The organism is Dyella terrae, from assembly GCF_022394535.1.
In the GTDB taxonomy this organism is placed as follows: domain Bacteria; phylum Pseudomonadota; class Gammaproteobacteria; order Xanthomonadales; family Rhodanobacteraceae; genus Dyella.
This window is the reverse complement of sequence record NZ_CP089414.1, coordinates 2,379,389-2,403,148: the sequence shown is the minus strand read 5'-3', so window position 1 is coordinate 2,403,148 and position 23,760 is coordinate 2,379,389. Positions and strand designations below refer to the sequence as shown.

The 23,760-nt window shown below is 63.2% G+C and carries 19 protein-coding genes and 1 pseudogene; 9 read left to right on the top strand and 11 right to left on the bottom strand.

Annotated elements, in window-relative coordinates; translation table 11 throughout:
• Both DYST_RS10300 and DYST_RS10295 read right to left on the bottom strand, forming a co-directional pair.
• Complete coding sequence (locus DYST_RS10300) at positions 1–816, bottom strand: ABC transporter ATP-binding protein (RefSeq protein ID WP_102302047.1); 816 nt, start codon at positions 814–816, stop codon at positions 1–3.
• Entirely contained in the window at positions 813–1,958 is a 1,146-nt protein-coding gene (locus DYST_RS10295; protein WP_239951685.1) for an MlaE family ABC transporter permease, read from the bottom strand. Before DYST_RS10295 ends, DYST_RS10300 begins: the two co-directional genes overlap by 4 nt.
• 470 nt (positions 1,959–2,428) lie before the next feature.
• Here DYST_RS10295 and cysD point away from each other — a divergent pair, with 470 nt between their 5' ends.
• The 6 genes from cysD to DYST_RS10265 all read left to right on the top strand — a co-directional run bounded on the left by cysD (position 2,429) and on the right by DYST_RS10265 (position 9,627).
• A complete protein-coding gene (gene cysD / locus DYST_RS10290) occupies positions 2,429–3,322 on the top strand; it encodes a sulfate adenylyltransferase subunit CysD (RefSeq protein ID WP_428993987.1) in 894 nt (297 codons plus the stop codon).
• Positions 3,322–5,211, top strand: a complete 1,890-nt coding sequence (gene cysN, locus DYST_RS10285; protein WP_102302050.1) for a sulfate adenylyltransferase subunit CysN — start codon at positions 3,322–3,324, stop codon at positions 5,209–5,211. Before cysD ends, cysN begins: the two co-directional genes overlap by 1 nt.
• 201 nt (positions 5,212–5,412) lie before the next feature.
• Positions 5,413–6,513: a glycine cleavage system aminomethyltransferase GcvT gene (gene gcvT / locus DYST_RS10280; RefSeq protein WP_239951681.1), complete on the top strand. Its 1,101-nt coding sequence runs from the start codon at positions 5,413–5,415 to the stop codon at positions 6,511–6,513.
• Between the two features lie 104 nt (positions 6,514–6,617).
• Positions 6,618–7,013 carry a glycine cleavage system protein GcvH gene (gene gcvH, locus DYST_RS10275; protein ID WP_102302052.1) on the top strand — a complete coding sequence of 132 codons (396 nt, stop codon included), beginning with the start codon at positions 6,618–6,620 and terminating at the stop codon, positions 7,011–7,013.
• A gap of 628 nt (positions 7,014–7,641) precedes the next feature.
• Positions 7,642–8,208 carry a met regulon transcriptional regulator MetJ gene (metJ, locus tag DYST_RS24185; protein ID WP_343214868.1) on the top strand — a complete coding sequence of 189 codons (567 nt, stop codon included), beginning with the start codon at positions 7,642–7,644 and terminating at the stop codon, positions 8,206–8,208.
• Positions 8,209–8,586: 378 nt separating this feature from the next.
• Entirely contained in the window at positions 8,587–9,627 is a 1,041-nt protein-coding gene (locus DYST_RS10265) for an energy transducer TonB (RefSeq protein WP_102302054.1), read from the top strand.
• A gap of 89 nt (positions 9,628–9,716) precedes the next feature.
• Here DYST_RS10265 and DYST_RS10260 read toward each other — a convergent pair whose 3' ends face one another.
• Positions 9,717–11,021 (bottom strand): serine hydrolase domain-containing protein, encoded by a 1,305-nt coding sequence (locus tag DYST_RS10260; RefSeq protein WP_239951680.1) that lies wholly within the window; start codon positions 11,019–11,021, stop codon positions 9,717–9,719.
• 157 nt (positions 11,022–11,178) lie between these two features.
• Positions 11,179–12,784 (bottom strand): annotated as a pseudogene (locus tag DYST_RS10255) (GMC family oxidoreductase).
• 113 nt (positions 12,785–12,897) lie between these two features.
• On the opposite strand from DYST_RS10255, the gene DYST_RS10250 reads away from it, so the two are divergent.
• Complete coding sequence (locus DYST_RS10250; RefSeq protein WP_239952098.1) at positions 12,898–14,169, top strand: NTP/NDP exchange transporter; 1,272 nt, start codon at positions 12,898–12,900, stop codon at positions 14,167–14,169.
• A gap of 2 nt (positions 14,170–14,171) precedes the next feature.
• On the opposite strand, the gene DYST_RS10245 is transcribed toward DYST_RS10250, so the two are convergent.
• The 3 genes from DYST_RS10245 to mtgA all read right to left on the bottom strand — a co-directional run bounded on the left by DYST_RS10245 (position 14,172) and on the right by mtgA (position 16,455).
• The gene (locus DYST_RS10245; protein ID WP_102302058.1) at positions 14,172–14,600 is read right to left on the bottom strand and encodes a CBS domain-containing protein; all 429 of its coding nucleotides are present in this window, start codon (positions 14,598–14,600) and stop codon (positions 14,172–14,174) included.
• A gap of 107 nt (positions 14,601–14,707) precedes the next feature.
• Positions 14,708–15,646 carry a glycosyltransferase family 2 protein gene (locus DYST_RS10240; RefSeq protein WP_275666958.1) on the bottom strand — a complete coding sequence of 313 codons (939 nt, stop codon included), beginning with the start codon at positions 15,644–15,646 and terminating at the stop codon, positions 14,708–14,710.
• 68 nt (positions 15,647–15,714) lie between these two features.
• Positions 15,715–16,455 carry a monofunctional biosynthetic peptidoglycan transglycosylase gene (gene mtgA / locus DYST_RS10235; protein ID WP_239951678.1) on the bottom strand — a complete coding sequence of 247 codons (741 nt, stop codon included), beginning with the start codon at positions 16,453–16,455 and terminating at the stop codon, positions 15,715–15,717.
• 130 nt (positions 16,456–16,585) lie between these two features.
• Here mtgA and DYST_RS10230 point away from each other — a divergent pair, with 130 nt between their 5' ends.
• A complete protein-coding gene (locus tag DYST_RS10230; protein ID WP_102302061.1) occupies positions 16,586–17,485 on the top strand; it encodes an Hsp33 family molecular chaperone HslO in 900 nt (299 codons plus the stop codon).
• A 104-nt stretch (positions 17,486–17,589) separates the two neighbouring features.
• Here the strand turns inward: DYST_RS10230 and DYST_RS10225 are convergent, their stop codons facing one another.
• Positions 17,590–20,487 (bottom strand): bifunctional diguanylate cyclase/phosphodiesterase, encoded by a 2,898-nt coding sequence (locus DYST_RS10225; RefSeq protein WP_239951677.1) that lies wholly within the window; start codon positions 20,485–20,487, stop codon positions 17,590–17,592.
• Positions 20,488–20,752: 265 nt separating this feature from the next.
• Between DYST_RS10225 and DYST_RS10220 the strand changes: the two genes are divergently transcribed.
• A complete protein-coding gene (locus DYST_RS10220; protein WP_239951676.1) occupies positions 20,753–21,676 on the top strand; it encodes a hypothetical protein in 924 nt (307 codons plus the stop codon).
• A gap of 82 nt (positions 21,677–21,758) precedes the next feature.
• Here DYST_RS10220 and DYST_RS10215 read toward each other — a convergent pair whose 3' ends face one another.
• Genes DYST_RS10215 through DYST_RS10205 form a run of 3 tightly spaced genes read right to left on the bottom strand, consistent with a single transcriptional unit; the run spans position 21,759 to position 23,708 of the window.
• Positions 21,759–22,661, bottom strand: a complete 903-nt coding sequence (locus tag DYST_RS10215; protein WP_102302064.1) for a DUF4097 family beta strand repeat-containing protein — start codon at positions 22,659–22,661, stop codon at positions 21,759–21,761.
• A gap of 19 nt (positions 22,662–22,680) precedes the next feature.
• Positions 22,681–23,127, bottom strand: a complete 447-nt coding sequence (locus DYST_RS10210) for a hypothetical protein (protein ID WP_102302065.1) — start codon at positions 23,125–23,127, stop codon at positions 22,681–22,683.
• Positions 23,124–23,708, bottom strand: coding sequence for an RNA polymerase sigma factor (locus tag DYST_RS10205; RefSeq protein WP_428993972.1), 585 nt, complete (start codon positions 23,706–23,708; stop codon positions 23,124–23,126). Before DYST_RS10205 ends, DYST_RS10210 begins: the two co-directional genes overlap by 4 nt.
• Positions 23,709–23,760: the final 52 nt, after the last annotated feature.

The following is a 23,760-nucleotide window of genomic DNA, read 5'->3' as shown; positions in this document are numbered from 1 at the left end:
TCACTTCACCTCGGTAGATGTGTCGCGCTCGTGCGCTTCTTCGGCAGCGCGGCCACGCGGGCCGTGAAAATAAGCCTGCACCCACGGATCGGGGCATTGCGCGACTTCGTCGAGCGGGCCGACCACCAGCACTTTCTTCTGGGAAAGGACGGCCACGCGGTCGCAGATCGTGTACAGCGTATCCAGGTCGTGCGTGACGAGGAAAACCGTCAGGCCCAGGGCATCGCGCAGGGTCAGGATCAGTTGGTCGAATGCGGCGGCGCTGATCGGATCCAGGCCTGCGGTCGGTTCGTCCAGAAAGAGGATCTCCGGATCCAGTGCCAGGGCACGCGCGAGCGCCGCGCGCTTCACCATGCCGCCCGACAGTTCGGAGGGGTACTTCGTCTCGGCACTTGCCGGCAGGCCCGCCAATGCCAGCTTCACGCCACCGAGTTGCTGCGCGTCAGGGCGCTGGAGGCCCGCGTGCTCAATCAGCGGCATCGCCACGTTCTCCACGATATTCAGCGAGGAGAACAGCGCACCATTCTGGAACAGCACGCCGAAGCGTCGTTCTACACGTGAGCGTTGATCGGGAGACAGGTCCAGCAGATCTTGCCCGAACACCCGAACCTGCCCTGAGGTAGGGCGGCGCAATCCCACGATGCTGCGTAGGAGTACCGATTTGCCGGTACCCGACCCGCCGACCACGCCAAGGATTTCGCCGCGGCGGACGTCCAGATCCAGATGCTCGTGCACGGTCTGTGTGCCGAAGCGATTTACCAGGTCGCGCACCTGGATGACGTTGTCGACCGGCTGAGATTTCGCGACGGCGTTCACCAACCCATCTCCATATAAAAGAGTGCGGCCACCGCATCGAGCAGGATCACCACGAAGATCGACTGCACGACGGCCGAGGTGGTGTGTTCGCCGACGGACTCGGCGCTGCCGCTCACCTTGAACCCCTCCAGGCAACCGATGACGGCGATCAGGAAAGCGAATATCGGCGCCTTGGCGATACCGACAAGGAAGTGCTGCACGCCGATGTCGGACTTGACCACGTTGACGAACATCACCGGCGGTATGCCGAGTACCAGGGCACAAACCAGGCCGCCGCCCACCAGTCCGGCGATCATGGCGAGAAAGGTGAGCAAGGGAAGTGATACGAGCATGGCCAGTACGCGGGGGAGCACCAGCAGCTCCATCGGGTCGAGGCCGAGTGCTCGGATGGCATCGATTTCCTCGTTCGCCTTCATCGATCCGATCTGCGCGGTAAACGCGCTGGCGGTCCGGCCGGCCATCAGGATGGCGGTAAGGAGCACACCAAACTCGCGCAGGAACGAATACGCCACCAGGTCCACCGTATAGATAGTGGCGCCGAAGTCAGCGAGCACGGTAGAGCCGAGGAAGGCGACGACCGCGCCGACCATAAAGGTCAGCAGTACCACGATGGGGACGGCATCCAGGCCGGTTTCCTCCACGTGTGAGACCAGCGACGTGACCCGCCAGCGGCGCGGACGCAAGATCGTTTTCGACAGGCTTTCAAGGGTCAGTCCGACGAAGCCGAGCAGGCGTACCTGCTGGTGCCAGACGCCCTCCATGGTCGCGCCAATGCGCGCCAGCAATTCGGTCATCGTGTTGTGGCGACGCGTGGTCCGCGGCTCCACATAACCGGCCATAGCCTTGCCAACCGTTTGCAGCAGAGCACGCTGCGCGGCGGGCAGGGCGGGGTCGTCGGTGGCCAGGTCGCTGAGTCGATTCGCTCCCAGCAGCCCAGCCAGCAGTGCGGCGCCGGCGGTGTCCAGCGTACCTAGCGCGCTCAGGTCGATGGGGGTGTGCTGGTCCAGTCGGCTCTTCAGCGCATCGACTGTGCGCTCAAGCGTGGCGTAGTGAGCCAGCGTCCAGTCGCCGGCCACGCGCAGGCGTGGTGGCGTGGTCGTGGCATCGAGTTGTGCGCTTCCTGTCGCCATCGATGTACTCATGGGCCGCGATCTTAATGGAGTGTCGCCCAGGGCAGGTGACGAAATGATGGTGAGGTCATCGGAGATCGTGCTGAAGCGTTTCCCTAGACCTTGTGGCCTTTGAGAGCCTGTTCAATGTCTCCACGTAGCCCGCGTTGTTCGCCCCAAGCGCCCAGCGAGCGGGCTGCAGCGCAGTGCCTGACTGGTGGTCAGGTCAAGCTGCGGACCGCTCGCTGGGCGCTTGGGGCGAACAACCCTTCGGGCCGAGTCTGTTTGCCCACAGGTCGGCGTCATCACTCAGTCGTGTACGGACGTACACTCCTTCGTTCTTCCTTGTCCTGTGCGCAAACAGATCCCGGCGCGGGCCACGTGGAGACATTGAGCAGGCTCTAACACTGCCGCGCTTGCCATTTTCCGCTAAATTGCCCCATTGATCGCACGCCCGGCAGCAACCGAGGCCCCAGGAACCAGTGACGCCACGCATGTCTTCCATGTCCTATCTGGACGCCCTCGAGGCCGAGAGCATCCACATTTTTCGCGAAACGGCTGCTGCTTTCGAGCGCCCAGTGATGCTGTATTCCATCGGCAAGGACTCCTCGGTCCTGTTGCATCTGCTGCGCAAAGCGTTCTACCCGGCTCGTCCGCCGATGCCGCTGCTGCACGTGGACACCACCTGGAAGTTCCGCGAGATGATCGCGTTCCGCAATGAGGTGGCAACGGCGGGCGACGTGGAGGTGCTGGTCCACATCAACGAGGAAGGCGTTCGCCAGGACATCTCCCCGCTCACGCATGGTTCGGCCGTGCACACAGATGTGATGAAGACTGTGGCGCTCAAGCAGGCGCTGGATAAGTACGGTTTTGACGCCGCCATTGGCGGTGCGCGCCGCGACGAGGAGAAATCCCGCGCCAAGGAGCGCGTGTTCTCCTTCCGCAATGCGCAGCACCGCTGGGATCCCAAGCAGCAGCGCCCGGAGTTGTGGCACACCTTCAACACCCAGATCCACAAGGGCGAGAGCGTGCGTGTCTTCCCCTTGTCCAACTGGACCGAGATGGATGTCTGGCATTACGTCCGCCGTGAGCGGATTCCGGTGGTGCCGCTGTATTTCGCCAAGCAGCGTCCGGTCGTCGAGCGCGACGGTGCGCTCATCATGGTGGACGATGACCGGTTCGATCTGCGCAAAGGTGAGAAGGTGGAGATGCGCCATGTCCGTTTTCGCACCCTGGGCTGCTATCCGCTCACGGGTGCGGTCGAATCGACCGCCGATACGCTGGACCAGATCATTGACGAGATGGCCGCCTCCCGCAGTTCGGAACGCCAGGGGCGGGTGATCGACAACGACGGCAACGCGTCGATGGAGCGCAAGAAGCAGGAGGGGTACTTCTGATGGCCATGACAGATACCGCCAAGAGCATTGCCCCAGACACCGGCTTGTTGCGTTTCATCACCTGCGGCAGCGTCGACGACGGTAAGAGCACGCTGCTCGGCCGCTTGCTCTACGACGCTGGCATGGTGCCGGACGACCAGCTCGCCACGCTGGTCCGCGATAGCCGCAAGCCCCAAGGGGGTGACCCGGATACGCTGGATTTCTCTCTGCTGACCGATGGCCTCGACGCCGAGCGCCAGCAGGGCATCACCATTGACGTGGCGTACCGCTATTTCCACACGCCACGCCGTAACTTCATTGTGGCCGACTGTCCGGGGCACGAGCAGTACACCCGGAACATGGCCACCGGTGCCTCCACGGCCCAGCTGGCCGTGGTGCTCGTGGATGCGCGCAAGGGTCTGCTGCCGCAGACGCGCCGTCACAGCTATATCTGCGCCTTGATGGGCATTCGCCAGGTGGTGCTGGCGGTCAACAAGATGGATCTGGTCGATTGCCGCGAAGACATCTACGCAGCCATTGCTCATGAGTACCGCGAATTGGCCACACAGCTGGGCATCACGACCGTGCATTGCCTGCCGGTCATTGCGCCGGGTGGCGATAACGTCGGCAAGCGCTCGACGCGGATGCCCTGGTATCAGGGCCCCACGTTGCTGGAATGGCTGGAGGCTGCCGACACGGTGGTGGCGCAGGCCGAAGAGTTCCGTATGCCGGTGCAGTGGGTGAACCGGCCTGACGCCTCTTTCCGCGGCTACGCCGGCACGGTCAGCGGCGGCCGGTTGGCCGTGGGCTCGGAGATCGTGGTGCAGCCGGCGATGCGTCGTGCCCGCGTCGAGCGCATCGTGACCGCCGATGGGGATCTGCAGGAGGCCGTGGCCGGCCAAGCGGTGACGTTGACGCTCGACCGCGAGATCGACGTCAGCCGCGGCGACGTGATTGCCGACGCGGCCCGACCCGCGCCCGTGGCTGATCAGTTCGCCGCCCACATCTTATGGATGGGCGATGAGTCACTGCTGCCCAATCGTGCCTACTGGCTCAAGATCGGCTCGCGCACGGTCAATGCGCGCATCACCTCGATCAAGCACAAGGTGGACGTGAACACGCAGGCCGAACTGGCAGCCCGCCGTCTCGACCTCAATGAGGTCGGCTACTGCAATATCGATCTCGACCATGCCGTCGCCTTCGAGTCGTACGCGACCAATCGCACCCTGGGCGGCTTTATCCTGATCGACCGCACCACCCATGCCACTGTCGGTTGCGGCATGCTGGACTTCGCGTTGCGCCGCGCGGCCAACGTGCATTGGCAGCACACCGACCTGGACAAAGAGGTTCGCAGCGTCAGCAAGGGGCAGCAGCCTCGCTGCCTGTGGTTCACCGGGCTTTCCGGCGCGGGCAAATCGACCATCGCCAATTTGGTCGAACGGCGCCTGCATTCACTCGGCTATCACACCTATATGCTGGACGGCGATAACCTGCGCCACGGCCTGAACAAGGATTTGGGCTTTACGCCGGAGGCACGCGTGGAGAACGTCCGTCGCGTCGCCGAGGTCGCCCATCTCATGGTCGATGCCGGGTTGATCGTGCTGGTGTGCGTTATCTCGCCGTTCCAGAGCGAACGCCAATTTGCGCGAAGCCTGTTCGATGGCGGGGAGTTCCTCGAGGTGTTCGTTGACACCACGCTGGACGAGTGTGAGCGGCGCGATCCCAAGGGTCTTTATCGCAAGGCCCGTGCCGGTGAGATCATCAACTTCACGGGCATCGATTCGCCTTATGAGGTACCGGACGCCGCCGAGCTGCGCCTGCGCACCGCAGGTCTGCGCCCCGAACAGCTTGCCGAGCAGGTCGTCGAGCAGTTGCTCACGGGTCTGGGGCATTCGCCCCACACCCCCTGACCGGCGCATTCGCGCGTAGCGGTTTCCACGACCATCCCGGCGGCCATCGGGATGGTCGTGATGAGGAAGTCCATCCGTTCACATGTTGCGCTGCAAGAAGCGCCGCCGTTACGCGAACGCACGGTAAGTGCCCGTCACGCTTGGCTTGGAATGTGCCGACGCGCCCGGCGATAATGCTTCTTTCCCCAGAGCACGACTGCGATGACTGAGAAGACCGTACTCAACGACACCCATCGTGCGCTCGGTGCGCGCATGGTCGATTTCGGCGGCTGGGATATGCCGATCAACTACGGCTCGCAGATCGAGGAACACCACGCCGTCCGCCGTGACGCCGGCATGTTCGACGTCTCCCACATGACGGTGGTCGACCTGCACGGTGCGCGCACGCGAGAGTTCCTGCGCCACCTGCTGGCCAACAGCGTGGACAAGCTCAAGGTGCAGGGCAAGGCGCTGTACTCCTGCATGCTCAACGAGCAGGGCGGGGTGATCGACGACCTGATCGTCTACTTCCTTGGCGAAGAATTCTTCCGCCTGGTGGTGAACGCCGCCACCCGCGAGAAGGACCTGCAGTGGATCGAAAAGCAGGCCAAGGCCTTCGACGTCCAGGTCAAGGAGCGCCCGGAATTCGCCATGATCGCCGTGCAGGGCCCCCATGCCCGTGACAAGGTCATCGGCCTGCTGGCAGAGGTTGATCACGAGCGCATCAAGAAGCTCGGCAAGTTCGCCGCCGCCGCTGCGCAGGGCCCGCACGGCATGCCGCTCTTTGTCGCCCGCACCGGCTACACCGGTGAGGACGGCTTCGAAATCATCGTGCCGCAGGAACACGCTGTTGCCCTTTGGCAGGCGCTCGCCGCCGCCGGTGTGGCGCCTGCGGGGCTGGGTGCTCGTGACACGCTGCGCTTGGAGGCGGGCATGAATCTCTACGGCCAGGACATGGATGAAACCGTGTCGCCGTGGGAGGCCAACCTTGGCTGGACCATCGCCCTGGACGAGGGCCGCGACTTCATTGGCCGCAAGGTGCTCGAGGCGCAGAAGGCGGCCGGCGTGAAGCGCGTGATGGTCGGCCTGGTGCTCGACGAGAAGGGCGTGCTGCGTCACGGCCAGCCGGTTCTCACTGCCAATGGTGCGGGCGAGATTCTCTCCGGCAGCTTCGCTCCGACGCTCAACAAGGCAGTGGCGTTTGCGCGTATTCCCGTGGGCGAGCCCGGCGACGTGCGCGTGGATATCCGCGGCAAGGAAGTACCGGTACGCGTGGTGAAATACCCCTTCGTGCGCGACGGCAAGCCCTGCGAAGGCATCTGATTTTCCACCTTGCGGCAGCTTGGGCTCAGCCCGTGTTGCCAACACGGTGGAGCGGCTAGAATTGCCGCTCCACCCACGACCCATATCAACGACTGGATTCGATCATGAGCGAGATTCCCGGCGATCTGAAATTCCTCAAGTCCCACGAGTGGGCCCGCGTCGAAGACGATGGCCTGGTGCGCGTGGGTATCTCCGACCACGCCCAGGGCCAGCTTGGCGACCTGGTGTATGTCGAGCTGCCCGAAATCGGCGCGAGCGTGAAGGCTGGTCACGGCGTGGCCGTGGTCGAGTCGGTCAAGGCCGCTTCGGACATCTACAGCCCGGTCTCCGGCGAGATTGTCGCGGTCAACGAGAACCTCAACGACAAGCCCGAAACCATCAACGAAGACGCTTTCGGCGATGGCTGGATCTTCCTGGTCCGCGCTAGCGACCGCGGCGAGCTCAACGAGATGCTCGATGCTGACGCCTACGCCGAGCTGATCGAGAACGAAGACCACTAAGCTCCGGTCTTCGACGCTTCACCCGACGCCGGCCGCCGCAAGCGGCCGGCGTCTTTTTTGGCCGGACGTCTCTGCGTTTTTTCGACTTGCGGAGGTGCTACTCGACGGTGATCGACGCGTCGTTTTTCGCACTGCAGTTCTTGCCGTCCATGCCGATAGATGTCCAGCCGGACGGTGTCGGAAAATTGGGGTGGGCGTGACGAGGTGACCCGCTTCGATGCGTTCGACGCCCTTTCGGGAGGTTCGGAACGACCTTTTCGGGCGACCCCCCGAAAAATATTTTCAGTCGAGTTTCGTTCATCCTGGAGGGCGTCTCCGGGATGCGCCCGGCATGTGCTTGATGTGTCTTGGATTATGAGACGCGCATGTTGCAGTGCATGAGGCCGTAAAAAGACAAAATGCCTTATTTTTAGCGGTTTTATTGATTTCAAGGTAGTGATTATTGCATTTACATCTGGATGTTTGGACGTCCAAATGAAAATGCCCTTTACCCCCTGTAAGGCCTTGTATGGCGGGGGTTTGGGCCCTCCTTGAGGTGGGTGAAACGGATTGATTTCATGGTTAAAATCAATTGACAGTTGAAATCTTCAGGAATAGCTTTCGCATCGGAACACGGAGAACGGGTGCCATGGCAACATCGAAATTCATCAAGCCTTATGTCGAGCATGGAGAGAAGGCCGGCGCAGTACGCAAGATCACGGTCTCGATTCCATTGCACATCTTGAGGCCCCTATCTGACGAACGCACCCGTCGTCAGGTGAACAATCTTCGGCACGCCACCAACAGCGATTTGCTGGTGGAGGCGTTCCTACACGCTTTTACTGGGCAACCACTGCCAACTGATGAGGAGCTGAGACGAACTATGGCCACTGCCAAGAAAGCCACTGCTAAGAAGGCCGCCAAGAAGGCGACCAAGAAGACCGCCGTGAAGAAGACCGCTTCCAAGAAGCCGGTCGCCCGCAAGCCGGCCGCCAAGAAGGCTGCCGCCAAGAAGACCGCCCGCAAGGCTGTCGCCAAGAAGCGTCCGGCGGCTGCCAAGAAGGCTGCCGTGAAGAAGGTCGCGACCAAGCGGGTTGCGAAGAAGGTTGCTAAGAAGGCCGTCAAGAAGGTTGCCAAGAAGCGCACCGTGAAGAAGGCCGCCGCCGCTAAGGTGGTGAAGGCTACCAAGGCTGCAAAGGCCCCCCAGGACCGCTAAGGTCGCTAAGGCCAAGAAGTAAGCTTTACTCTTAAAGCTTCACTCTTAATAACAAGCAAGCAAGAACGACTTTTCTCCCCGCGGTGCCCAGCGTGGGGAGAGTCCTTCGAAAGAGCGACTCGTCCCGGCCCTTGCCGGGACGCTTCGTTTCCGGAGTAAGAAAATTTCCTAAAGCGAGCTTGCCCCAGCGTGAGATGGCGGCGTCAGTCAACATGACGCCATGAGCATCCCGTCGCCGACACGACGTGCGATTTGCCGTAGTGCTGCATTACGGTTACCTTTCCCACATCCGCGCCGCGGCGAGCCTTGGGGAGGCTGGCCGCTCCTGGATTCACAGGGGGAAAAGCGCGGGTATCTGATGCCACTCGGTGAGAGATCATGGATACCCGATATAAAAGTCATGCGCGTCGTCACGCGCGTGGGGTCGTTCGGCCCGCCACTATTGCTATTACTGCTGTCGTTGCCGTTCTGGCCGCAGCGTCCTGGTTTCTGATCATCAAGCCGCACCAGGATCTGGTCGCTACGGACACTGGCGCGCACCCGTCCACGCCGGTGAAGGCTGGAGTACAGGTGCCTCCGCCGCCGGTCAACGTGGCTGCGATGAGTTTGAACCAGTTGCTTGCGGAAGCCCGCAAGGCCGTGAACGAGCAGCGCCTGCTGGCTCCCGCCGGCAACAACGCCTTCGAGTTCTACCTAAATGTGCTGGAGAAGGACCCGGGCAACCAGGTCGCAACCGACGCATTGCGCGAAACCTTCCCGGTCGGTGCGAGCGTGGCCGAGCAGGCGATCAACTTGCGCGACTTCAACGAAGCGCAGCGTCAGATCGACCTGTTGGCGAAGGCCGACCCGGCGAACTACACGCTGACCATCCTGCGCTCCAAGCTCGATGCCCAGCGCAAGCTACAGGACCGCGAGCAGCAGCTGGCTTCGGATAAGGAGAAGCAGCAGCAACTGGCGGCGCAGAAGGCCGCCTCGGACAAGGTGGAGGCCGATCGCCTCGCTACGGAGTCGCAGCAGAAGGCCCAGGCTGACCAGCGTGCGGCGCAGGCGCGCGCTGCCCAGCAGCAGGCGACAGAGGCGGCCCGGCAGCAGCAGACGGCATCGTCCGCGGCCAACGCCGGCAATGCCGCAACGGCGAGTGTGGGTGGTACACACGGGGCGGTTCTATTGCGCAACGTGGCGCCGCGTTATCCCACCACGGCAGTTCGCGCCAACCAGGAAGGATGGGTGGAGGTGACCTTTACCATTACGCCTGAAGGCACCGTCGATGACGTGAAGGTGGTGGATGCCGAGCCGCGTCACGTGTTCGATCGCGCTGCGACGGAGGCCGTGAGTCGCTGGAAGTTCCAGCCCGCGACGCAGGACGGCAACCCGGTCGCCTCGCAGGACAAGCGTCGTATCGTGTTCAAGCTCAATTGACGACGGGTCGCTCGTCGTCGAGCGACCGGCACCCAACGCGAAAGCGCCGCATGGAAACATGCGGCGCTTTTTTTCTGGTGGCGTCTGAATCAGGTTTTGGTGCTGCGAGCCGCAGTCGCACTCTTGCCCTTGTGGCGCACCTTGCTCTTGGCAGGGGCGGCGGCCGCCGCGTCGCTCTCGACGCCGGCCCAGTCCACGTGAGGCAGGCCCAGCAGGCTGTCGAATACCATCGGCAGTAACCCGGCGGGCAGGGGATCGGCGGAATTCCACATCATCACCATGCCGACGTGGTACTTCGGCAGGAAGCCGATCATGGTGCGGTAACCCTCGACGGCACCCGCGTGGAAGATCATCGTCTCGCCTTCGTAATCGAACACGCGCCAGCCCAGTGCGTACGAGGCGTCCTCCAGGCGCGCGCGGCGCCATGGCGCGGAATGCATTTCCACCGGCGTGGATATCTCCGGCGCGTGCAGTGTGGCGAGCAGCTCGGGCGGCAGCACGTCCGGGCGCCCGCCCATCTGTGCGATTAGCCACTGCTCCATGTCCTTGAGGCTGGCGTTGACGCCAGCGGCGGGAGCCACGCGGTAATACGCCTCCTTCGGTTCGAACGGAATCCAGCCGCTACCGCCGGGACGATGCGGACGTGCCCAGCTCTTGCTGGCCTCCAGTCCTTCGCGGCCGTAGCTGGCGGTCTTCATGCCGAGCGGGAAGAAAATGTTCTTGTCGACCTGGCGCGTAAAGAAGTCACCGGTCTGTGCATAGACCACGTCGCCGATCAGGCTGAAGGCGATGTTCTGGTAGCCGTAGCACTGGCCCACGTCACAGGTCAGCGTGACCTCGTCGAGCCGGCGCGCGAGTTCTTCGTAAGAGAGGTTTTCTTCGAGCAAATTGTCATACGTGTTCTTGGGCAGGCCCAGGCGCTGGCCGAGAATGTCGCGCACCGTAGCCTGCTGCGCCGCGCCGTCGTTCTTGAGCTTGAAGAAAGGCAGTACGGCAGCAAGCTTGGTGTCCCACGACAACTTGCCGTCGTCCACCAGCACGCCCGTCAGCGCGGTCGCGAAGGCCTTGGATAGCGAGGCCAGGCGAAACACCGTCTCGGGCGTCACAGGCTCGCGCGTGGAGGCGTCGGCGTAGCCGATGGTGTCCTCGAACACCACCTTGTTGTCCGCCACGATGGCAGTCGCCAAGCCAGCGACGGCATTGCGCTGGTCTACGCGCTGCAGCCATAGCTGGTAGGACGCCAGCGTGTCCTTCATGCGATCGGCGGGCACGCCCTGGGGTGCTGCTGGCGGAAGGCTGGCGTCGCTGGAGGGCGCCGCGGCGTGCGCGCTGGGCGAGAGGCTGGCGAGCCCTAGCGTGGCGGCAATGAGTAGTGGAAGCGTGCGAAACGTCATGCTGTTCGATAGTGAGGGGCGCCAGCGGGCGCCGTGTCGAATAACAGCTCAGGAGAGAGCCGGGCCTTGAGTCGAGCGAGCCAGGTCCATCCATGACGGCCGGGCGAGAGTACCGCAGGGGCGCCGGAAAATCCGCTGCCCATAAGGCTGATGGTCGCTAAGGTTGAGACAACGGCGACGAGGGCATGGTTTCGTTCAGGATCAGCGCGCTGGCGCGCTCCGCGATCATGATGACGGGGGCGTTGGTATTGCCGCTAGGCAGACTTGGCATCACCGATGCATCCACGACTCGCAGATTCTCCACGCCGCGTACACGACATTCACTGTCGAGCGGCGTGCTCGTGTCCTTGCCCATGCGGCAGGTGCCAACGGGGTGGTAGATCGTCTCCGCCTTGCGCCGGATGAAGTCGGCGTATTCCGCATCGCTGGTGATGGCTCGCTCAGGAAACACCGGCTCTCCCCTGAAGCGGGAGAACGGCGATTGCGAGAGGATGTCGCGGGACAGTCTTGCGCCTTCGATCATGCGCTGCAGGTCGTGCCCTTCCGGGTCACTTCAGGTAGTTTGCACGGATGGCGATGGGGGCGGCTGGATCGGCCGAACGCAGGCGCAATACGCCGCGGCTGCGCGGGTGCAGATAGCACGCATGCACGGTGTAGCCATAGCCAGGAAGGCGATGGTGGCCGTGATCGTCCAGCAGTGCGGGCACGAAATGAAACTGCAGATCGCAGCGTTCGTCCGTGGCGAGGCGGCTGCGTACGAAGCCGCCCGCCTCGGCCACGTTGGAGGTACCTGGACCATCACGATGACGGAGGAAGCGCCAGCCGGCTGCCAGTTCGTTGAGGTGGTCGTAGGTGATCTTTTGCGTGCAGCCGTCCAGCGTGCAGATATCCAGATGGTCCTGCAGATTGGCGCCGATTCCGGGTTGATCGACAAGCACGGCGATGTCGTGCTCCTGCAAGTGATCGGCCGGCCCCACGCCCGACAACATCAGCAATTGCGGCGTATTGATCGCCCCACCCGCGAGGATGATCTCGCCAGCCTCGATGATGGCATCGTGCCCGTGAAGCTGCACTCCGATGGCGCGCCCATGCGCGATGACTACGCGCTTAGCGAGTGCGCCGGTGCGTATCTCCAGGTTGGCTCGCTGTCGGGCAGGGCGGAGATACGCGGTGGCAGTGGAGCAGCGTGTGCCGTTGCGCTGGGTGACCTGGTAGAAACCGAAGCCGCTTTGGTCGGGCCCATTGAAGTCATCGTTGCGTGCGTAGCCGGCGCTTGCGGCGCTGTCGATGAACACATCGGATAGCGGGTTGCGATAGCGTAGATCACTCACCGATAAAGGGCCTCCGCTGCCATGCAACTCGTTGGCGCCGCGTGTCTGGTCTTGGCTGTAACGAAACCAGGGGAGCACATGCTCCCATGACCAGCGGGCGTCGCCGGTGGCGTCGGCCCAGCGGTCGTAGTCACCGGGCACACCGCGGATGTAGCACATAGCGTTGATCGAGCTGGAACCACCCAATGTCTTGCCGCGCGGCCACCACAGCGTGCGGTGTTGCAGCTGCGCTTCCGGTTCGGTCCGATAGTTCCAGTTGAGCCGGCGATTGTTGGCAAGGCGCGCAATGCCGGCAGGCATGTGGATCAGCGGATGCCAGTCGGATGGTCCGGCCTCCAGCAACAATACGCGCTTGGTCCCACTCGCACTGAGTCGGTTGGCGAGCACGCAGCCTGCCGAACCGGCGCCAACGATGATGTAGTCGTAGCTCATCCCGCCCCCTGCGCTTGGCCGTCATACCTGCATGCTAGTCTGTACAGGACCCACGCTGGAAACGCCGGTGAACACCCCCCCGACCTGCCGCAGCGAACGAAGGCCACGCATCGATCCTTTCTGCGGTGGCTTTCTTCTTCGTGATGACGGCCTATTACATCATCCGACCTGTGCGAGACCAGCTCAGCGGTGCCGTAGGCTCTCAGTCGCTACCGCTGTTCTACGCAAGCACCTTCGCCGTGATGTTGTTGCTGACGCCGATATTCGGCGCTCTCGTGTCACGGTTTCCGCGTAAGCGCTTGTTGAGCTGGAGTTACAGCTTCTTCGCCCTGTGTCTACTGGCCTTCGTGCCTGCTTTCATGGCGCAGGATCGCATCGGTGCCCGCGAGCTCGGCGTGAGCTTCTTCATCTGGGCCAGCGTGTTCAACCTGTTCGTGGTGTCGCTGTTCTGGAGCTTCATGGCGGACATCTTCCAGAGCGTGCAGGCACGGCGTGTCTTTCCATTGATTGCCTTGGGCGGCATGGCTGGGGCGATCTTTGGGCCACTGGTAACCAAGGCCCTCGTACAGGTGATCGGTGTGGCAGCGTTGCTGGTGGTATCGGCAGTGGCGCTGCTCGTCGCACTGGCCTTTCTGCGGGTGCTGTCCTCGCGACATGACTGCCGCGAGGAGACGCGCAACGACGAACCGATCGGTGGTTCGTTGTGGGCTGGCGTGAAGGAGTTGTGGACTCGCCCGTTCCTGCGCTACATGGCCATCCTTATGGTGCTGGGCGACGGCATCGGGACATTGGCCTACGCGTTGATGGCGGACTACACGAAAGCCCATTTGCCCGATCGGATTGCACGCACTTCGTTCTACAACGACCTGGATCTCGCCACGAACCTGCTGGGCGTTGTGTTGCAGCTGACGCTTACGCGCTGGCTGCTGATACGCAAGGGCGCGGGCTGGGGCTTGGTGGTGCCGTCGCTGGTCAACCTTGCGTTGCTGTTGTTTGTGGTTGTGCTCGGTATCGGCAACGTCAATCTGTTCGGCCTGGTGACACCGATGCTGGCAGTCATGATGGTCGGGTCGCGCGGCTTCGCCTATGGCATGACTAAACCGGCGGTCGACGCGCTCTATACCCGCGTGCCTCGCGAGACTCGCTACAAGGGCAAGAACTTCGTGGAGACCGCCATCTGGCGTTTTGGTGACGTCCTGGTGACCAGTGGCGTCAGCCTGTTGGGAGCCCTGGGCGTAGCCGCCACGGGCATGGCCGGCATCGGTGCCGGCGTTTCCGCGCTGGCTACGTGGGTAGCGGCGCGCGCTGGCCGATCACCCGATCTGCTGCCGGAGCAACCGACGGATGGGCGCCAGGTGGAACAGGCCAAGGCTGCCGAAGCCTGACTTCAGCTGGTGATATAGCGCTGCAGCTGTTCGATCTGCTCGGCCTGAGCGTCGATCACTTCCTTCACCAAGTCACCGATCGAGATCACGCCGACCACTCGCTCGCCGACGACCACCGGTAGGTGGCGGATACGGCTGTCGGTGCAAAGGCGCATGCAATCGAATACGTCGGTGTCAGGGCCCACGGTGAGCGCGGGGCTGCTCATGATCTCAGAGACAGCGGTTTGCGCGGAGGACCGCCCCTGCAGGATCACCTTCCGGGCGTAGTCGCGCTCGGAAACGATGCCGACCAGTCGTTCGCCGCGTATGACCAGCAGTGCGCCCACGCGGCGCTCCGCCATGTGCTTGATCGCTTCGAGTACGGGCGCGTCCGGTGCGATGCTGAAAATGTCGGTGCCCTTGCCTTCCAGCAAATGCTTGACCTGTCGCATGCTTCAACCTCCCACGAGGCCGCGGATGGGCCGCATGCGTGCAGTCTAGCGCTGCTGCGTAGAAGCGGTGTTGACCTGACGTGAAGCGCTCGACTGGCGGCGCAGATTCAAGGCCGCGTGCGGGGTGTGCGCCTTTCCTCGATGAAGTACAGCGGCCGTTGCTTGCTCTCGGCGTAGTTGCGGCCAAGGTATTCGCCGATCACGCCCAGGGCGAGCATCTGTACGCCGCCCATGAACAGGATCACCACCATCAGCGACGGGTAGCCGTGTACCTGGTCGCCAAGCAGCAGAGCTTTGCCGAACACCCAGGAGCCGTAGAGGAAGGCCAGCAGCGAGGCCATCACGCCAATCCAGGTGGCAAGCCGCAATGGTGCGGTGGAGAACGAGGTGAAGCCTTCGATGGCCAGTTGCAGCAGGCGCCAATAATTCCACTTGGTGGTGCCGGCCTGGCGCGGCTCGCGCAGGTAGTAGACCGCGGTCTGGCGGTAGCCAATCCAGGTGAACAGGCCTTTCATGAAGCGCTGGCGCTCACGCACTTGGCGCAAGGCATCTAGCGCACGACGCGAGAGCAGGCGGAAGTCGCCGGTGTCGCGGGGGACACGAGTCTCCGACACGTGCTCCATGCTCCGGTAGAACAGGGCGGAGGTGAACCGCTTGAAGCTCGTTTCTCCCTCGCGCGCGGTGCGTGTCGCGTAGACCACGTCGAAGCCGTCGCGCCAGCGCTCGATCAAGGCCGGAATCAGTTCCGGTGGATCCTGAAGGTCAGCATCGATCACCACGGCGGCGTCGGCCTCGACATGATCCAGGCCTGCGGTCAGGGCAGCTTCCTTGCCGAAGTTGCGTGACAGCTTGAGTGCACCGGTGCGTGCGTCGCGTGCCGCCAGGCCTTCGATCAACTGCCAGGTCGTGTCGCTGCTGCCGTCGTCGATGTAGAGGATGTCGCAGTCCAACGGAAGCTCATCGAGGACGTGGCTGAGCCGGGCGTGGAAAGCCTCCAGCACGGCGGCCTCGTTATAAGCGGGTACGACGACGGTAAGACGAGGCATGATGGATGCGAGGGGTTCCGCTGATAATCGGCGAATGCTAATGGACGTCTGCCCTGGGGGCGAGAGTGTCATCGGCGACGGGCGTCGCGTGGTGGCTGTCGACTCTGTAGATAGCCCGGTCCGCCCAGTTGCCCCATTTGCTGTTGGATCCAGTTGGCACGGCCCTGCACGTAGGCTGAGGGGTGGTCGGCATGGAGGCGCCGCGGGCTGGGCAACACCGCTGCCAGCCGTGCCGCTTGCGCCGCGCTGAGTTGCGCCGGTGTTACGTGGAAGAACGCATCACTGGCCGCGCCCACACCGTAGATGCCATCGCCTAGCTCAGCGATGTTCATGTACACCTCCAGGATGCGCTGCTTGGGCCAGGTCAGTTCGATCAGCACCGTGAAATACGCCTCCAGCCCCTTGCGGACGAAGCTGCGGCCGTTCCAAAGGAACAGATTCTTGGCGGTCTGCTGGCTGATGGTGCTGGCGCCGCGCAAGCGACGACCATCATCGGCCGCATCGACGGCGTTCTGGATGGAACCGAAGTCGAAACCGTGGTGGAACGGGAATTTCTGGTCCTCACCAGCCACCATGGCCAGCGGTACGTAGGGCGAAACTTCGCTCCAGGGCACCCAGCGGTGACGCAGGTGGAAGTCGTTCTCGCCATGGATGAGCGCGCCGACCTGGCGTTCCATCATCACGGCGGAGGTCCATGGCGGAACAAACCGCAGCACCAATACGGCCAGCCAGCTCACCGCGAGCCAAGCCAGGAGGAGCAGAAGCAAGCGGCGGAGCAGGCGGACGGCAAGGGGGCGTCGTGGGGTCATGGCGGCGCTGTGACAGGATTGGCGGCAGTATAAGAGCCCCGACTCCCTCCCCCGTCAGGCGGCCTGGCCGTCGTTGTGCCCGGATGCAGGCGCCCCCATGTAAGCAAATTGTTCTTGAGAGGTCGATCTCGTGGAAACCGTGCTTGTCGAAGATGTGCTGCATCGCTTCATGCTTGAGCGCGCCGGCGTGCGTGGCGTGCTCGTTCGTCTGGGGCCGGCCTGGCGCGAGGTCGCCGGCCGCTCTGCCTATCCCGCTGCATTGCGGTCTGTGCTCGGTCAGACGCTGGCGGCCAGTGCGCTGCTGACGGGAAATATCAAGCTTGATGGCGCCCTCTCTGTGGAGCTCAAGAGCAGCGGTCCGCTGCGACTGTTGTTCGCCGAATGCACTGATCAGGGTCGGTTGCGTGGCCTGGCGCGGTGGAATGATCCGTTGCCGCCGACCCTGGATCTCGCCGTGCTGCCGGACGCCTATATGGCGATCACTATCGGCAATGCCGAACGTGGGCAGCGTTACCAAGGTCTGGTCGACCTGCAGCATCCGGAGCTCGCGTCGGCGCTGGAGAATTATTTCGGCCAGTCCGAACAGCTTCCTGCGCGCATTGTCCTTGCCGCCGACGGCGAGCATGCGGTGGGCCTGATGCTGCAGAGGCTGCCTGACGAAGGCGGCCACGACGCCGTGGAGGACGAGGACGCCTGGACGCGCATCCAGCACCTGACCGCCACGCTAGGTCAGGAAGAGCTGCTGGCCACATCGCCGGAACAGTTGCTCTACCGCCTGTACCACGAGGAATCCGTGCGCCTGTTTGAGCCTCGCCCGCTGGCATTCGGCTGCAGCTGCACGCGTGATCGTGTCGAGGCGGTGCTGCGCTCGCTGGGCCGCGACGAAGTGGAGGCTGCACTGGAGGCGCGCGAGGGCGAGATCGAGGTGATCTGCGAGTTCTGCGCGCAGCGTTACACCTTCGACCGCATCGATGCCGAGCATCTGCTCAGCGTCAGCCCCGCGGCAACGGCGCCGAACACAGCGCAATAAGTTTCAAGCGATAGAAAAAGCCGTCCCCGAGAGGTGACGGCTTTTTTTTGCCGATCTTTCAGGGCTGCGCCGGAATGATGAGCCGAGTGGTAGCTGGGTAGCTCTCAGGGCAACGCGAAGTGATGCTCGCGTTGCAGCCACACCTCGGCCATCTTGGGCGTGGCGAACAGGAAGCCCTGGCCGTAGCGGCAGCCAATGCGCAGCAGTGCTTCGCGCTGGTGTTCGTCCTCGATGCCTTCGGCGATCACCTGCATCTGTAGCGAATTGGCGAGCGCCTGGATGGCGCGCACAACCGCAGCGCCATGGCCGCCTTCACGCGGCAGTTCCACGATGAACGAGCGATCGATCTTCAGCGTCTCGATCGGGTACTGATGCAGGTAGCTCAGGGACGAATAGCCCGTGCCGAAGTCATCGAGCGCGATGCTCACGCCGCGGCTGCGCAAGTTGTCGAGCATGCGCTTCACCTGGATGGCGTTTTCGAGCAGCGCGCGTTCGGTCACTTCGATGCGTAGGCAACGCGGCGGCAAGTGGTGCGACTCGATGAGGTCGAGCAGGCGCTTGTCCAGGTCCAGCGAACGGAAATGCCTGCCCGATACATTGATGCTGACGAAGCCGTCGCTGCCGGCCAATGCTTCGGCCTGGGCGCAGACCTGATCGAAGATCTGCCAGTCGATGCTTTCTGAGCATCCGCTTTCCTCGGCCACGGCGAGGAAGTCGCCGGGCGTTAACAGTCCACGGTCTGGGTGGCGCCAACGCAACAGCGCTTCATAGCCCACGGTGCGGCCGGTCTGCAGCGCCACAATGGGCTGGTAGAACGGCACGAACTCGTTGCGGCTCAGCGCGCGGCGGAGATCGCCCTCCATCTCCAACAGCGACAGCGCTTCGCGGCGCAGGCGATCGTCGAACACGGCTGCCCGGTGACGGCCCTCGTCCTTGGCCCGGTACATCGCTGCGTCAGCGTCCCGGAGCAGTTCTTCCGGGCGCTGGTAATGCGGGCTGGGCAGGGCGATGCCGATCGAAGCCGACGTGAAGATCTCCTTGGCGCCGAGGCGGAAAGGCGTCTGCAGCTCGTCGATGATGCGTTCGGCGATAAGCATCGCCATCTTCGGATCGGTGATGCCCTCGGCCAGCACGGCGAATTCGTCGCCGCCCAGGCGCGCCACCACATCACGGGTTTTCAGGCAGGCCCGGATGCGCCCGCCTACCTGGAAGAGCAGGTCATCGCCGACCAGATGGCCAACAGAATCGTTGATGACTTTGAACCGGTCCAGGTCAATGAACAGCACCGCGAACAGCTCCTGCGCGTCGCTGTGATAGCGCTGCAGCGCCTGCTCCAGGCGTTGCAGCAGCAGCGTGCGGTTGGGCAGGCCGGTCAGCGAATCGTGCAGCGTTTCGTATTTCAGGCGGCGTTCGACGCGTTCGCGCTCGGCGATCTGTTCGCGCAAGTCGCGGTTGGCCAGCGCCAGCGCGCGCGTACGTTCGGTGACGCGGCGCTCCAGGCTTGCATAGGCCTGCTTCAGCGATTCGGTGGTGTGCTTGCGCTGCAGAGCGTTTGCGACGTGGTAGCCCACGAAGGTCAACAGCTCCTGGTCACGCACGTCGTAGGTGTGTTCCGGCGAATAGCTCTGCACCGCCAGCACGCCCATGGCGCGGTCGCCCCAGATCAGCGGTACGCCCAGCCAGCACAGCGAGCGGGAACCACGATGGGTGATCTCGCTCATCTGCTCCAACCGATCGAATTCCGTCGGATCGGCCAGCAAAGGCTTGGCGTGGCGCAGCACATACTCCGTGACACCGCGGCCGTGTGCGCGTGGCAGGCGGACGGTGTCGAATTCGTCCACGGAGTAGGGAAAGCTCAGGGTCTTCTGCTCATCGTCCAGCAGCGCAATGTAGAAGTTGCGCGCGTAGAGCAGGCCACCGATGACGCGATGCACGGCGGCATAAAAGTTGTCGATGCTTTCCGAGGCATTCGCCAGCTCGGCGATGCGGAACAATGCGGCTTGCAGGCGCTCGCCGCGCTGGCGTTGCAGTACCTGCTGGCGCAGGACACGGTTGGCCTCGCGCAGGGCCGCCGTGCGGCTGGATACGCGGCGCTCGAGTTCTTCGTGCGCTTCGCGACGCTCCAGCGCCGTTTGTACGTGCTTGGCGACATAGCTGAGCAATTCGCGATCGTGCTCGCTGTAGTGCGTGTCCTCGCGATAGCTCTGCATCACGATACCGCCCACTACGCGGCCATCACGCAGCAGGGGCACGCCCAGCCAGTGCTCACAGACGGGGCCCATCAGCACGAAGCGCCCCTTGAACTGCTCGGTCAGCTCGGCCACCGAGCCCATGATCGCCTGGCCCGTCTGCAGCAGATTCCAGGTAAGGCTGTAACGCATTTCCTGCAGCGGCACCGCTTCGTCGGGCGAGGGCGGTTCTTTGTCCATCGTGTCGACGTAGTAGGGAAACCGCACCGTGTCGGTGGCTGCGTCGTACAACGCGATGTAGAAGTTCTCCGCGTACATCAGGCTGCCGAGAATGGCATGCAGCGAGTGCATCATCTCGGTCATGTTGTGCTCTGCGCTGGCCTGATCAGCGATGGCGTAGAGCGCACGCTGCAGCCGTTCGGCCAGGGCAAGGCGGGAAATGGCCTCGTAAAGGCGCGACGTCTCGGCGAGTTGCCGCAGACGGCAGGCAACCAGCCGGCCGACCCACGAGAGATCCTCTCTCATGGGGTCCGAGATCGTTCCGGTCGGCAAGGCCAGAACGAGCGAACGCAGCCCTTGTGGATCTTCCGCCAAGTCGAGCTGGGTGAATTCCTCGTTGGGTGCTTCCGTATCTCCCAGAAGACGCCAATGCAGGCGACCCTCGACACCTAAGTCGCGCAGCATGGCCTCACAGATTTCCGCCACGCTGGCCGCATCGGCCGCGCGGAAAAGGCGCTCCACTGCCGCATGAAGGGCAGCGACAGCGCTGTCCGCTGGAGGGGCGGGCATTTGACTGGAAAGAACCGAGGTCATCAGTCGCAGGACGAATCCGTACGTTGTCGACAGGAGAGGACTATATATCGCCTCTGTTCAGCTTTGTCGCTGGCCGGATGAACAGGGAACCTAACTGGCCATTGGATGTCAAAAAAATGTGATGGGGGCCCTGTTAGAACTGGCTCACAAAGCCGGAATCTTGGTGTTAGTAAAAAGTAAAATGTGGTATCGTTAGCCCTAACTCGTCTCTGGGAGGGGGCGAACTCTTTACCCGTCCAAAAGTATCGCGGGGGTTTTCGCGTAGATGCGTCGTTTGTTCCTGTCATTGCCACTGTTGCTCATGCCGTTTGTCGCGGCAGGGCAGACTGCGGCCAATGATTCGTACAGCGCCGCAGGACGTCTGCTCTCCCAGACCGCGCCGGACCAGGCCTTGCAGGCTGCCGCCAGCAATGGCGTGCCGCTCTGGCTTGGTGCCGATGGTCGCTGGCTAGCGCTGCAGGCCAACAGTGGCACACTGACGTCCACGCAGCGTGCCGACGCCCCGTTGCAGTTCAGGGCTGTCGATTCGGCCACGGTGCAGTCCACCGATATCAAGTACGGCATTGCTCCCAATGTGCAGGCGCACGTGGGCGTGAGCGAGCACAACTGGGCGAACAACCAGGCGCCGCGCATCATCGGCAGCGAAGTGGGTGCGACGTACAACGATGGTCGTTACTCGCTGGGCTTGAGCGTGGGTACGGACAATGTCCAAGGCGCCGTCACACTGCCGCGCCTGTTGCCGGGTGCCCTGCCGGGCGTCAACGGCCTTTCCGGTTTTGACAGCAGCACGCAGATCAATGCACGCGGTCGCTTGGCGCTGGATGGCAAGAGCGGCATCGATCTGGGCGCCAGCGTCGGTCGTGTACGTCTGCTTCCGGGCAACCTGCTGGGCGTCAACACGCTCGATCAGAAGGCAGTGAGTTTCGGTGTCGATAGCGGTCCGCTGAGCGGCAGTATCGTGGGACGAAGCATGGCGCCGGAAGCTGGTAACCCGGGCGCCGCCTACAACCCGGATCGCCGCTGGAACAGCATCGATCTCGGCGTGACGTGGCGTTTGCCGTGGCAGGGCTCGCTGAGCATTGGTGCGCAGAACCTGTGGTCGTCGGGTAGTGGTGGTGTGAATACGCCGACAGGCCCGGAACCCGACCAGTCGCGCACGCCTTACGTGCAATATCATCAGGATCTCTGATCTCTCCGCCGATCACCGGATGGAGATGACAGAAAAACGCCGGGCATTGCCCGGCGTTTTCGTTTGCTGCTTAGGGGGAGCATCAATCCTGGCGACGGATGCGCAGGTCGCCACTGAAGGTTTCGATGTTCATCTTTGCGCCGCCGGCGCCCACGGTCGCCTGCAGCTCACTACCGGGGCCGTGCTCGGGCTTCTTCACATCACCGAAATCGCTGCGCAGATCGCCGCTGAACGTCGAGGCCTTGATGATGGCAGACAGGTTGGAAGGCACCTGCACCTGCACGTCACCGCTCATGCTGTCGACGTCGAAGGCGCCGTTCGGTGCCAGTCCGCCGGACAGCTGGACGTCGCCGGAGACCGTACTGAGGTTGAGCTTGCGCCATGGGCCGCCACTGACGCGGATGCGGCCGGATACGGTCTGCAGTTCTGCTTCGGTGCCGACGTTGGGTGCAAGGATGTCGCCGCTCACCGTCTGCAGGTTCACCTTGTCCGCATTGCCGGCAAGCTCGATGCTGCCACTGACGGCGTCGGCGTCGACGCTGGGTGAGCGGGCGTTGATGCGTGCCTTGCCGCTTACCGTGTTGACCTTGATGGCGCCGCCGTCGATACCGTCGATGTTCATCGATGCACTGACCACGTCCACGTCGAGCGAGGCACCCCTGGGCACACGTACGTCCAGTGTGGTGGCGCCCATCGAGGTATCGCTGCCGAAGTTGAGCCAGCCAGACTTGCCCGCCGACTCGACCTTGATGGTCATGTTGCTGTTGCTGCCATCAATGGTGAGCGGCTTGGCGCCATCGCCGAGGCGGCCGGTGACCTGTACTTGATTGCGGTCCCAAGCGCTTACCGTCACCTCACCCTTGACGTTGCTGATGCTTACGCGTGCGTTGGGCGCGGCATCGTGATTGAGGTTGATCGGCGTATCGGCCAGGGCTTGGCCAATCGACAGGCTGAGCAGGAGTGGGATCAAGCATGCGGTTTTCATAATGAAGGCTCCATTGGACTCAACCAGCCTGGTGTTCCATCTGTCGCAGCTGCGACTGTTGTTTCTGTGTTCGGTATAGCAAGCGTTGGAGTGCCGGTGAATGGGGCGCCTGCTCCATGGCCTGGCGAAGCTCCATGTTGGCGGCGTCGAGCTCTACCGCCGCGCCAGCCAGGCGCGGATCATTCGGGCGCCAGCGCCCGGCATCCGGTGTGGCCGCCGCGGTGGCGTTGGCGAGCGTGCGGTCGCGCAGGTGCACGGCGAGGCTGCTGGCAAACAGAGAGAGCCCGACGAAGCTCGCCGCGATCAGCCAGTTTTGCGGCCGGCGGTAGGCACGTGCTGGCGCAGGCATGGCGGCCGTCGCATCGGCGGCTTCCAGTGCGGCATCAATGCCCGCCCAAAGGTCGCGGCGTGGCGTTACCGGTTCGCGCAGGGCGCGTGTCTGGCGGAGCCATTCGAATTCGTTCATGAGCGTTCTCCTAATACTTTCCGCAGCAGGCCGCGTGCGCGATGCAATTGCGCTTTGGACGAACCCACTGCCATGCCGAGTTCGGCACCGATTTCCTCGTGTCGCCATCCTTCCACGTCATGCAGCACCAGCACGGCGCGCGCACGCGGAGGCAGGTTACCGATCGCACGTTCCAGTTCTTCGCGTTCGGCGGCACAGAATGGTGTGTCGCCGCGATCGGGTATGTAGTCCTCGTCCATCATGGTGACGGGGTCGGCGCCGCGCGATCGGATATCCATCAAGGCGACGTTGACCGCCAGCCGGTACAGCCATGTACCAAACGCGCTGTCACCGCGAAAACCCGACAGCTTCTGCCAGGCACGCACGAAAGCTTCCTGCGTTAGGTCCTCTGCGCGGGCATGGTCGTAACCGGCGAGGCGATACACGGCGCCATATATGCGATCCACATGGGCCCGGTACAGGCGATGAAATGCCTGGCGGTCGCCAGCGGCGGCTGCCCGAACGTCGTCCATGTCATGGGAATCCGCGGCGGGCGCTGGCGGCGGCATCGTGGTTCCGGTGGCGGGGCAGGTTGCGATCATCTTGCCAGCTTGGATGCGCCGACGCGCGGCAAGGTTTAGATGCAATCGCGGG